Genomic DNA, 11,126 nt, shown 5'->3' on the forward strand with positions numbered 1-11,126 from the left:
GCGCACTCCTTAGCCCTTGGCGAAAGAAGTGTTAACGGAGGCAGGGATGCGTCCCCAGACCGAAGCCCTGATCGTGATCGACGTGCAGAACGACTTCTGCCCGGGCGGCGCGCTCGCCGTCGCCGGAGGGGATGCGATCATCCCCCGGATCAACGCGCTCCTGCCCGAGTTCGGCGCGCGCATCTTCACGCAGGACTGGCATCCCTCCGACCATTCCTCCTTCGCGGCCACCCACGAGGCGGTGCCCTTCTCGCTGATCGAGATGCCCTACGGGCCGCAGGTGCTCTGGCCCACCCATTGCGTGCAGGGCACGCGCGGCGCCGAGTTCCATCCCGCGCTCGAGACGGCGCCGGCCGATCTCATCCTCCGCAAGGGCTTCCGCCGCGGGATCGACAGCTACTCGGCCTTCTTCGAGAACGACCGCACCACCCCCACCGGGCTCGAAGGCTACCTGCGCAGCCGCGGGATCGAGGCGGTGACGCTCGCGGGCCTCGCCACCGACTTCTGCGTGGCCTATTCCGCGCTCGATGCGGCCCGGCTGGGCTTCCGGGTGACGGTGCTGGAAGGCGCCTCGGCCGCCATCGACCTCAACGGATCGCTCGCCGCGATCAAGGCGCAGATGGCCGAGGCCGGCGTCGCGCTGGAGCCCTGACATGGTCGATATCGCCACCCGCGTCTACAATCACAAATGGAAGATCGACCCGATCGTCCGCTCGCTGATCGACACCGACTTCTACAAGCTCCTGATGTGCCAGTCGGTGTTCCGCAACAGGCCGGACACGGTGGTGCGCTTCAGCCTCATCAACCGCACCTCCGCGGTGCGGCTGGCCGAGCTGATCGACGAGGGCGAGCTGCGCGAGCAGCTCGACCATATCCGCACCCTGCGCCTGTCGCGCGGCGAGAGCACCTTCCTGCGCGGCAACACCTTCTACGGCAAGCGCCAGATGTTCCGCTCGGACTTCATGGAGTGGTTCGAAAACCTGCGGATGCCCCCCTACCATCTGGAGAAGCGCGACGGGCAATACGAGCTGACCTTCGAGGGCAAATGGCCCGAGGTCATGCTGTGGGAGATCCCGGCATTGGCCGTGCTGATGGAGCTGCGCTCGCGCGCGGTGCTGGCCACGATGGGGCGGTTCGAGCTGCAGGTGCTCTATGCCCGCGCCATGACCAAGCTCTGGGAGAAGATCGAGCGGCTGAAGCGGATCGAGCGGCTGAAGATCGCGGATTTCGGCACCCGGCGGCGGCATTCCTTCCTCTGGCAGGACTGGTGCGTGCAGGCGATGATCGAGGGGCTGGGCGATGCCTTCACCGGCACCTCGAACTGCCTGATCGCCATGCGGCGCGAGGTCGAGGCCATCGGCACCAATGCCCACGAGCTGCCGATGGTCTATTCCGCGCTGGCCACGACGGATGAAGACCTCGCCCGCGCGCCCTATCAGGTGCTGGCCGACTGGCACGAGGAGCATGACGGCAACCTCCGCATCATCCTGCCGGACACCTACGGCACCGAGGGCTTCCTCGCCCGCGCGCCGGACTGGCTCTCGACCTGGACGGGCATCCGCATCGACTCGGGCGACCCCGCCCAGGGCGCCGAGACCGCGATCCGCTGGTGGCAGAGCCGGGGCGAGGATCCGCGCCGCAAGCTCGTGATCTTCTCGGATGGGCTCGATGTCGAGAAGATCGAGGAGCTGCACCGCCAGTTCCACGGCCGGGTGAAGGTCAGCTTCGGCTGGGGGACGATGTTCACCAACGATTTCCGCGGCCTCGTGAAGGACGATGCGCTGGCCCCCTTCAGCCTCGTCTGCAAGGCGGTGGCGGCGGACGGACGGCCCACCGTGAAGCTCTCGGACAATCCGCTGAAGGCGATGGGCCCCGCCGACGAGATCGCGCGCTACAAGCGCGTCTTCGGCGTGGGCGATCAGGTGGCCTACGACGTGCAGGTCTGAGGCGGGCCTCAGCCCTCCTCGTCGCTCACCCGGCCGCGCCCGGCCTTCACGTCGCTGCGGATCGACTTGGCGGCGAGCCTGCGCCGCTGGCTGCCGAGCGTGGGCTTGGTCGCGATCCGCCGCTTCGGCGCGACCAGCGCCGCGCGCACCATCTCGGCCAGCCGCTCGCGCGCCAGTTCGCGGTTGCGCTGCTGGCTGCGCGTCTCTTCCGCCCGGATGACGATGGCGCCCTCCTGCGTCCAGCGCCGGCCCGCCAGCCGCTTCAGCCGCGCCTTCACCGCGGGCGACAGATGCGGCGACCGCTCGGCCTCGAAGCGCAGCTCGACAGCCGTCTCGACCTTGTTGACGTTCTGCCCCCCGGGCCCCGACGAGCGCGAGAAGCTCTCGGTCAGTTCCCAGTCGGCGAGCGTGATCTGATCGGTGATGTGCAGCATGAAGGGGGCCTATCGCGGGCGCCGGCCCTTCGCAACGGGCCGCGCCCTACGAGAAAGGGCCGCCACGGGGGGCGACCCTTTCCGAGATCCAAGGAGATGAGCCAGTTAGGAGCTAGCCCAACCGCCGGTGCATTTTAAGAGGGGCTGCCCTCAGAAAACACCCCCGACAGCTGTCCCGACACGTCTCTCCAATATCACTCTAGACACTGGATCACCTCCTTTCAATTGGTTGCCGATAGGGGAAAGGTGGCACAGATCTGGTGTTTGTCAAATGATGATTACGCAACGTTTGCGGTCATCCGCCTGACAATGATGCGGAATGGCAGGAGTGCCACCAAAGCGAGCAGAAGTTTGACGGACCAGTCCGCGACGGCCAGCGAGAGCCAGAGCGGGGCCTCGGGGCCGGCGCCCAGAAGCGGCAGCGTCTCGTTCGCCCAGGACACGTCATTCGACGGTTCCAGCCAGACGAGCGCCGTTGAAAAGGCGGTTCCGAAGAAGATCAGCGTGTCGAGGCTGGATCCCACGAGCGTCGAGATCAGCGGAGCCTGCCACCAGCCGCGCGCGTGGCGCATCCGGTCGAAGACGGTCACGTCGAGCATCTGGGCCACGAGGAAGGCAAGCCCCGACCCCAGCGCGATGCGCAGCGTGACGAGCGGGCCGAACTCGCCCTGGATCTGCGTGCCGATCAGCGAGCAGAGGATGCCGGTGGCAAAGCCCGCCAGCACCACGCGGCGCGCGGCGGCGGCGCCCCGGAAGCGGTTCGTGAGGTCGGTCACGAGGAAGGCCAGAGGATAGGTGAAGGCGCCCCAGGTCAGCCACTGGCCGAACAGGAACTGCACGAGGATGTTCGAGGCCACCACGATGGCGGCCATCGCCAGAATGGCGGGGATCAGGCTGCGGGGCATGTCTTTTCCGTTTTGACAAGGTCGCGGAGACTTGGCCCCCGTTTCGGGGACAGCGCGGCCTACTCCCGCAGGGGCCCGCCTGTCAATCGCGGAAGGTGCACCTCGACCAGCTCGGTCCGGAGCAGGAACAGGAAATTGTCGTCGGCCACCAGGCTCAGGACCGTGCCGCCCCCGGGCGCGCGCCAGACCGAGATCCCTTCGAGATTGCCGAACCGGCCCGAGCGGGTCTCGAACACCGTCTCTTCGGCGGCGATACCCTCCGGCCCGAGGGTGAAGCGGCGCACGCGGCTGGCGAAGCCCAGAATCCCGCGGAACCGCCGCTCGAGCAGATAGAGCCTGCCGTCGGGGCCGAAATCCGCGCCGACGATCAGGAAGGAGCCGCGGCGGGGCACGGCGAAGAGCTGGCTCCAGACCCCGTTCCGGTAACGGTAGACCGGGAAGGGCCGTGTGGCGCTGCCCGACCGTTCGGGCAGGGTGTAGATCGCGCCCCCTGCATCGATGGCCAGCGCCTCGAGCGCGCTGTTCCTCTGCATCAGGGCGAAATCGGGATGAACGGGAAGATTCTCGGCGGGGCCGGACAGGTCAGGGTAGCGCAACACCCGTGCCGCGCCCTCGAACGAGACATGGGCGGTGCCGTCCGGTGCAAGGGCAAGCCCCTCGCTGTCGTTGCGCCGCCGCGCCAGCGGCTCCGCGCCGCGGCCGCGCAGGAGGCGCATCGGCTCGGTCCGAATGTCGAGGATATGCCCTTGCGCGTCGCGGATCACCCGTCCGCGCGTCCAGGCCCCGCGGTCCGAAAGAACCGTGACCGAGCGGCCGTCCTCGGACATCTCGAGGGCCGAGAGCCCGCCGAACAGCGGATCCTCGACGGTCCAGACGAAGCGCGTGACCCCGTCGCCCGGTGTGTCCGCACTTCCGCCGAGCGCGAGGCCCAGCACGAGCCCCGCGATCAGCGCGAGGCGAGGACTTCGCGGCATTGGGCAGGAAGATCGGAAAGTGTGTAGTCGCGCGCGCCCTTGGGTCTCGGACCCGAAGGCTTTTTCGGCGGCGATTTGGGCGGGTTCAGATAGTCCGTCACCCACCAGGTCAGGGTTTCGTCGCAGCCGTCGCCGCCCTTCGAGAGCTCGGCCACCGTGGGCGTCTGCGTCTGGCAGGCAACCGCGCCGCGCGGGCATTTCAGGCGGATGTGGAAATGGGTGTCGTGCCCCGGCACCGGGCGGATCTTCTGCAGCCAGGCCCGGTCGGCCCGGGTCGCGGTCTTGCACATCTCGAGCTTCACCGCAGCGGCCACGAAGATCCGGTCCACGCGGTCGTCGGAGGCGGCCGACCGCAGAAGCGTGTGGTGCGCCCGCGTCCAGTTCGCGGTGACGCTGCGCTGGTCGGCCGAGCGGACGGGGATCGAGGAGATCCGCTCGCGATCCGCCACCGTCAGGTCGAGCCGGCGCGGCGGCAGCATCCAGACATCCGCATCGAGGCCGATCTGGTGGCTGGCATGGCCCGAGGTCATGGGCCCGCCGCGCGGCTGGCTGATGTCGCCGACATAGAGCCCCGCCCAGCCGATCTGCCGCGCCGCCACCGACAGCGCCTGCAGGAACTCGATCATCTCGGGATGGCCCCAGGCCCGGTTGCGCGACAGGCGCATCACCTGCCAGGTCGGGCCGCTCTCGGGCATCTGCACGAGCCCCGCCGCGCAGCCCCGGTTATAGCTGCCGATCGGCATGGGCGCATGGCGCGAGGGGCCGGTCTGCGCCCCGAACAGCTTGTTGGCCTTCGGTTCGGCCTGAACGGCAGTGGCCATCCCCAGAGCGAGGAGGAAGGAGAGAATGCGCATCATGTCACTGCCCGTTGTTCGCCGCCCGGTTTCACCCAGACTAGCAGAACGAGCCCCGCAAGGAAGAGCAGGATCAGCGGGGCGATGCCCGCGCGCTGCGATCCGCTGAGGCCGGTGGCGAGGGCGATCAGGAAGGGCGCGAGGAAACTCGTGACCTTGCCGGACAGAGCGTAGATCCCGAAGGCCTCGGTCGCGCGCTCGGGTGTGGTGTGGCAGGCCATCAGCGTGCGGCTCGCGGCCTGAAGCGCCCCGCCTGCACCGCCGATCAGCGCGCCGCAGCCGAAGAAGATCAGGTCCGGCAGGCGCGAGCCCTCGGGCAGCGGCTGGCCGAAGAGGCTCTCGCGCGAGGTGCCGACGATCAGGATGCAGACCGCCGTCAGAAGCAGGATGCAGGCGGCGATCACGGGCTTCGGGCCGAAGCGCCGGTCGGCGCGCCCTCCCGCCCACGAGGCCACGGTGGCCGTCACCGCGCCCACCACCCCGAAGACGCCGATCTGGATGATGCTCCAGCCGAGCACGCCCGAGGCATAGACACCCCCGAAGCCGTAAAGCGCGTTCAGCGCGTCGCGATAGAGCAGCGACGAGGCGAGATAGGCCGCGAGGCTCCGCCGCCGGGGCAGGCTTTTCAGGAAGCTGCCGAGCCGGCCCAGAGCCGCGCCGAACCGGACCGGGCTGCGCGGCAGCGCAGGCTCGCGCACCCAGAGGAAGAAGGGCACCATGAAGACCGCATACCAGAGGGCGGTGAAGGGGCCCACGGCGCGCGTGCCCTCGCGCAGCTCCGGGTCGAGGCCGAAGGCCGGGGGAAGGCGGATCAGTGTCTGCCCCGTCTGGGCGCTCTCGGCCAGAAAGAGCAGCATCAGCGCCAAGGCCAGCACGCCGCCCAGATAGCCGAAGGCGAAGCCCGAGCCCGAGATCTCGCCGATCCGGTCGCGGGGCCCGAGCGAGGGCAGGAGCGCATTGGTGAAGATGGTCGCGAATTCCATCCCCACGAAGCCCAGCCCGAAGCAGACGAGCGCCCAGACGAGGCCGTCTCCGTCCGGCGTCAGCGCCCAGAGCCCCGCCGAGCCCAGGATGTAGAAGGCCGAGAAGCCCCAGACCCAGACGAGCCTGCGCCCGCCCGCATCCGCGACGGCCCCGAGGAGCGGCGCGAGGAGCGCCACGACAAGGCTTGCCGCGCCGAGGCCCGTGGCCCAGAGCGACTGCGCCGCCGCGCCCGCGGCCCCCGCGTCCATGCCCTCGGCCAGATAGCGCCCGCGCGCCACCTCGGCGAAATAGGGCGCGAAGACGAAGGTCAGGAGGAGGGTGCTGTAGGGCTGGCTCGCCCAGTCGAAGAAATACCAGCCCCAGATGCGAAGTCGCGCGCGTGCCATGGCCCCTCCGTGGATCGCGCGGATGAAGCCCGAAATGCGTCCCCGACGCAACCCGAGGCGCGGCGCCCTCCCCCGCCTCACGACACGGGTTCCCGTCCGGCGCGCCTCAGGGGGCGGGCGGCCAAGGCCGCAGCGCGTCGGCCTCGATCCAGGCCTGCACCCAGTCGGGCAAGGGCGGGCCCTCGCCCGCGTCACGGCATGGGCTCCCGTCCGGCGCGCCTCAGGGGGCGGGCGGCCAGGGCCGCAGCGCGTCAGCCTCGATCCAGGCTTGCACCCAGTCAGGCAAGGGCGGGCTCTCGCCCGCACCGAGGGCCGCCGCCACCTCGGCCGGCGGCACGATGCCCGATCCCGAGGTCGTGGCCGCGCGCAGGAGCATGTGGCTGGTGCAGTCGCCCTTCCGCCAGAGGCTCTGCTCCATGTAGAAGAACCGTCCGTCCCAGCCGAGGCAGCGGCTCACCATCTCGAGCCGCTCCATCAGCACCACCCGCCGCCTGTAGCGCACCGAGCTGCCCGCCACCGTCATGCCCCAGCCCTTGGCGGAGCAGATCCGCTGCATGCCCGTTCGCACCAGAAGCGGCGCCCGGCCCAGATCGAACAGGGTCAGCGTCCGCCCGTTGTTGAGCTCGCGCCAGGGGTCGAGATCCCAGGGCAGGCAGAGATGCGAGGATCGGTGCGTGCCCAGAACCGGCAGGGGGTCGAGCCGCCGCGCGCGGCGCATCTCCATGAAAAGGCGGACGTAAGGATACATCAATCACTCCTTCACGCCTTGGGTGCTACGCCATCACGGTCCCGTCAAGGCCAACGCAGCGGAACGAGGTTGCCCTTTGGCGGGCCCGTCTATACCTGTCTTTGAGATTTCCCGTGAAGGATGCGTCCATGATATCGCTCTTCCAGATCCTGATGCTGATCCTCGACATTGCGAAGTTCATCATCTTCGCGCACATCATCATGAGCTGGCTCATCAATTTCGAGGTGCTGAACCTGCGTCAGCCGCTCGTCGGCCAGATCTGGGACGGGCTGAGCCGCCTGCTCGAGCCGATCTATTCGAAGGTGCGCCGCATCCTGCCCTCGATGGGCGGGCTGGATCTTGCGCCGCTGATCGTGCTGGTCGCGATCTACGGGCTGCAGATCGTGCTGCGCAACAACATGGCCAGCTTCTACTACTGATCCTTCCCCACCTCACCTGACGGTCCGGCCCCGCGCCGGACCCAGACGGATTGCCTTATGCCCACCCCGCGCGAGCTTCTCCATTCGATCTTCGGCTTTTCCGACTTCCGGCCGGGGCAGGAAGAGATCGTCGAGGCGGTGCGGCAGGGGCAGAACACGCTGGCCATCATGCCGACGGGCGGCGGCAAGTCGCTCTGCTACCAGCTGCCCGCCCTCTCCCGCGAGGGGGTGACGCTCGTCGTCTCGCCGCTGATCGCGCTCATGCGCGATCAGGTGCGCTCGCTGCGCGAGGCGGGGGTCGAGGCCGGCGCGCTGACCTCGGGCAACACCGAGGCCGAGACGGACGAGGTGTTCCGGGCGCTCGACGAGGGCCGGATCAAGCTCCTCTACATGGCGCCCGAGCGGCTCGCCTCGGCCGGGGCCTTCGCGCTCTTGCGCCGGGTGGGGGTGGGGCTCATCGCGGTGGACGAGGCCCATTGCGTAAGCCAGTGGGGCCATGATTTCCGCCCCGATTACCTGCGCATCGGCGAACTGCGCCGCGCGCTCGACGTGCCGCTGGCGGCCTTCACCGCCACCGCCGACGCCGAGACGCAGGAAGAGATCGTGGCGCGCCTCTTCGACGGCGTGGCGCCCGCCACCTTCCTGCGCGGCTTCGACCGTCCGAACATCCATCTGGCCTTCGCCGTCAAGGCGAGCCCGCGCCAGCAGATCCTGGCCTTCGCCGCCGCGCGCAAGGGCCGCTCGGGCATCGTCTATTGCGCCACCCGCGCCAAGACCGAAACGCTCGCCCAGGCGCTGCGCGAGGCGGGGCATTCCGCCTGCCACTACCACGGCGGGATGGAGGCCGACGACCGGCGCGCGGTCGAGATCCGCTTCCAGCAGGAAGACGGTCTCATCGTCGTGGCGACCATCGCCTTCGGCATGGGGATCGACAAGCCGGACATCCGCTGGGTCGCCCATGCCGACCTGCCGAAATCCATCGAGGGCTATTATCAGGAGATCGGCCGCGCGGGCCGCGACGGCGCCCCGGCCGAGACGCTGACGCTCTACGGCCCCGACGACATCCGCCTGCGCCGCGCCCAGATCGACGAGGGGCTGGCCCCGCCCGACCGCAAGGCCGCCGATCATGCCCGGCTGAACGCGCTGCTGGGTCTGGCCGAGGCCACCGCCTGCCGGCGTCAGGTGCTGCTCGGCTATTTCGGCGAAAGCTCCGAACCTTGCGGCACCTGCGATCTCTGCGACCGCCCGGCCGAGCTCTTCGATGCGACCGAGGCGGTGCGCAAGGCGCTGTCGGCGATCCTGCGCACCGGCGAATGGTTCGGGACCGGCCATCTGATCGACATCCTGACCGGCACTGCGACCCAGAAGGTGCGCGACCGCGGCCATGACGGGCTGCCCACCTTCTCGGTCGGCCGGGATCTCTCGCGCCCGGCGTGGGAGGCGGTGTTCCGGCAGATGATGGGGCGCGATCTGGTGCGGCCCGATCCCGAACGCCACGGCGCGCTGAAGATGACCGAGGCCGCCCGCCCCATCCTGCGCGGCGAAGAGCAGATCACGCTCCGCCGCGACACGGTGAAATCCGCCGCGGCCCGGCCGCAGGCCCGCGCGCTGATCTCCGAGGAGGATGCGCCGCTTCTGTCGGCGCTGAAGGCCAAGCGCCGGGCGCTGGCCGAGGCCGCGGGCGTGCCCGCCTATGTGATCTTCACCGACCGCACCCTGATCGAGATGGCCGAGCGCCGCCCGCGGACCCTCGACGAGATGGCGGGGATCACCGGCGTCGGGGCAAAGAAGCTCGAGAGTTACGGCGCGACCTTCCTTGCCGTCGTCACCGGCGAGGCCGAGGCCGCCATGCATCCCCAGCGGCGCCGTCTGGCGGGGCGGGGCGCGGCCGAGCTCTTCGACCGGCTGGCCGAGGCGCAGGTCGCGCTGATGCGCGGCGAGGACGGCACCGGCAAGCCCCTGAGCCTGCCGCAGAGCACGCTGCGCCGGATCGCCGAGGCGCGGCCCACGACGCTCGCCGATCTCGACCGCGTGGGCGATCTCGGCGCGCAGAAGATCGAGCGCTTCGGCGAGGCCTTCCTCGACGTGCTGCGGGAGGCCTGATGCTCGCCGTCCTGTCCCCTGCCAAGCGCCTTGCGGCGCGGCCCGTCCTCGATCTGCCCGCGGATCTCGCGCCCTCCGAGCCGCGCCTGCAGGATCAGGCCGATGCGCTGGCGCGGGTCGCGCGCGATCTGACCGCGGCCGACCTGCGCCGGCTCATGCATATCTCCGAGCCGCTGGCCCGGCTGAACGTGGCGCGCTTCGCGGAATTTCACGAAGCGCGAAATGCGGCCGTGCCGGCGGTCGCCTTGTTCGACGGCGACACCTATGCCGGTCTCGAGGCGCGGACCATGGATGCGGATGCGCTCCGCTGGGCGCAGGACAGGATCTGCATCCTCTCGGGCCTCTACGGGCTCCTGCGTCCGCTCGACCGGATCCAGCCGCACCGGCTGGAGATGGGCACGCGGCTTGCGACCGAGCGCGGCGCGACGCTCTATGACTTCTGGGGCGACCGGATCGCCGAGGCCCTGAACACGCGCGCGGCAGAGACAGGGGCGCGCGTCCTCGTGAACTGCGCCTCGGTCGAATATTTCACCGCCGCGGATCGCGCGGCGCTGACGCTCCTGGTCGTCACGCCCACCTTCCTGGAAGAGCGCAACGGCGAGCGCAAGATCGTGAGCTTCTGGGCCAAGCGCGCCCGGGGCGCCATGGCCCGCTTCATCGCCGAGAACCGGCTCGACGACCCGGCGGACCTGCGCGGCTTCCGCGCGGGCGGCTATGCGTTCGAGCCCGACCTCTCCACCGACGAGCGCCCCGTCTTCCTGCGCGCGGGCTGAGGCGGCGCGCTCCCTTCCGGCTGGCAACCGACGCGGGCGCGCCCCCGCTTCCCCGGCGGTCATGGACCGTGATCCCGCGGGCGGTGCCGCGACGGCGCCCGCCCGCGGAGGCCGCGCCGTGCCTCCACCTCGCCGGCCCGGGCGAGACGCGGGGCTTCAGTCCGCTCCCTCGACCGGCACGGACTGGATGGGGCGGGTGCCTGCCGGACAAAAGGCCGCCAGCGTCTCGAGGATCATGGCCCGGCGCAGGGGTTTGGTGAGCGTCCGGTCGATGCCTGCGGCGGCACTGGCCCGGGCGTCGCTCTCGAGCGCATGGGCCGTCAGCGCCACGATGGGCACATGGACGCCCCCACGCTCACGGGCGCGGATGGCGCGCGCCGCCGCCCGCCCGTCCATTTCCGGCATCGAGATGTCCATGAAGACGAGATCGGGCCGGATGCGGTCGTAAAGCTCCACCGCCTCGCGGCCGTTGTCGGCGAAGGTCAGCTCGATGTCGAGGTCTCGCACCATCTTGCCGAAGACGAGCTGGTTGGTGCGGTTGTCCTCGGCGGCCAGCACCCGCATCCGCCGGAGCGCCGGCACCGGCACGGGCGGCGGCCG

Annotated in this window: 12 protein-coding genes; 5 read left to right on the top strand and 7 right to left on the bottom strand. The window is 69.9% G+C overall.

The features are described 5' to 3' along the window. Positions 1-46 precede the first annotated feature (46 nt). Together pncA and pncB are read left to right on the top strand one after the other, a co-directional pair. On the top strand, positions 47-652 hold the full coding sequence (pncA, locus tag A9O63_RS08435) for a bifunctional nicotinamidase/pyrazinamidase (RefSeq protein ID WP_069331528.1): 606 nt from the start codon (positions 47-49) through the stop codon (positions 650-652). A 1-nt stretch (position 653) separates the two neighbouring features. Then, entirely contained in the window at positions 654-1,946 is a 1,293-nt protein-coding gene (pncB, locus tag A9O63_RS08440; RefSeq protein WP_069331529.1) for a nicotinate phosphoribosyltransferase, read from the top strand. Between the two features lie 8 nt (positions 1,947-1,954). Here the strand turns inward: pncB and arfB are convergent, their stop codons facing one another. From arfB to A9O63_RS08470, 6 genes are all read right to left on the bottom strand, one after another. Beyond that, the gene (arfB, locus tag A9O63_RS08445; protein WP_069331530.1) at positions 1,955-2,380 is read right to left on the bottom strand and encodes an alternative ribosome rescue aminoacyl-tRNA hydrolase ArfB; all 426 of its coding nucleotides are present in this window, start codon (positions 2,378-2,380) and stop codon (positions 1,955-1,957) included. A 278-nt stretch (positions 2,381-2,658) separates the two neighbouring features. Continuing rightward, positions 2,659-3,285: a queuosine precursor transporter gene (locus tag A9O63_RS08450; protein ID WP_069331531.1), complete on the bottom strand. Its 627-nt coding sequence runs from the start codon at positions 3,283-3,285 to the stop codon at positions 2,659-2,661. A gap of 59 nt (positions 3,286-3,344) precedes the next feature. Further along, positions 3,345-4,259: an esterase-like activity of phytase family protein gene (locus A9O63_RS08455; RefSeq protein ID WP_069331532.1), complete on the bottom strand. Its 915-nt coding sequence runs from the start codon at positions 4,257-4,259 to the stop codon at positions 3,345-3,347. Next, positions 4,232-5,116 carry a penicillin-insensitive murein endopeptidase gene (gene mepA, locus A9O63_RS08460; RefSeq protein ID WP_069331533.1) on the bottom strand — a complete coding sequence of 295 codons (885 nt, stop codon included), beginning with the start codon at positions 5,114-5,116 and terminating at the stop codon, positions 4,232-4,234. Before mepA ends, A9O63_RS08455 begins: the two co-directional genes overlap by 28 nt. Next, on the bottom strand, positions 5,113-6,483 hold the full coding sequence (locus tag A9O63_RS08465) for an MFS transporter (protein ID WP_069331534.1): 1,371 nt from the start codon (positions 6,481-6,483) through the stop codon (positions 5,113-5,115). The genes mepA and A9O63_RS08465 overlap by 4 nt, the downstream gene beginning before the upstream one ends. Positions 6,484-6,703: 220 nt before the next feature. Continuing rightward, positions 6,704-7,231 carry an acyl-CoA thioesterase gene (locus tag A9O63_RS08470; RefSeq protein WP_069331535.1) on the bottom strand — a complete coding sequence of 176 codons (528 nt, stop codon included), beginning with the start codon at positions 7,229-7,231 and terminating at the stop codon, positions 6,704-6,706. Between the two features lie 128 nt (positions 7,232-7,359). Between A9O63_RS08470 and A9O63_RS08475 the strand changes: the two genes are divergently transcribed. Genes A9O63_RS08475 through yaaA form a run of 3 tightly spaced genes read left to right on the top strand, consistent with a single transcriptional unit; the run spans position 7,360 to position 10,526 of the window. Beyond that, positions 7,360-7,650 carry a YggT family protein gene (locus A9O63_RS08475; RefSeq protein ID WP_069331536.1) on the top strand — a complete coding sequence of 97 codons (291 nt, stop codon included), beginning with the start codon at positions 7,360-7,362 and terminating at the stop codon, positions 7,648-7,650. 57 nt (positions 7,651-7,707) lie between these two features. Continuing rightward, on the top strand, positions 7,708-9,753 hold the full coding sequence (gene recQ, locus A9O63_RS08480) for a DNA helicase RecQ (protein WP_069331537.1): 2,046 nt from the start codon (positions 7,708-7,710) through the stop codon (positions 9,751-9,753). Further along, positions 9,753-10,526 (top strand): peroxide stress protein YaaA, encoded by a 774-nt coding sequence (gene yaaA / locus A9O63_RS08485; RefSeq protein WP_069331538.1) that lies wholly within the window; start codon positions 9,753-9,755, stop codon positions 10,524-10,526. Before recQ ends, yaaA begins: the two co-directional genes overlap by 1 nt. A gap of 156 nt (positions 10,527-10,682) precedes the next feature. Here yaaA and A9O63_RS08490 read toward each other — a convergent pair. Continuing rightward, positions 10,683-11,126: response regulator (locus A9O63_RS08490; RefSeq protein ID WP_141703058.1), on the bottom strand; the 444-nt coding region annotated here is incomplete at its 5' end.

Source organism: Cereibacter johrii (assembly GCF_001720585.1).
Taxonomy (GTDB): Bacteria; Pseudomonadota; Alphaproteobacteria; order Rhodobacterales; family Rhodobacteraceae; genus Cereibacter_A; species Cereibacter_A johrii.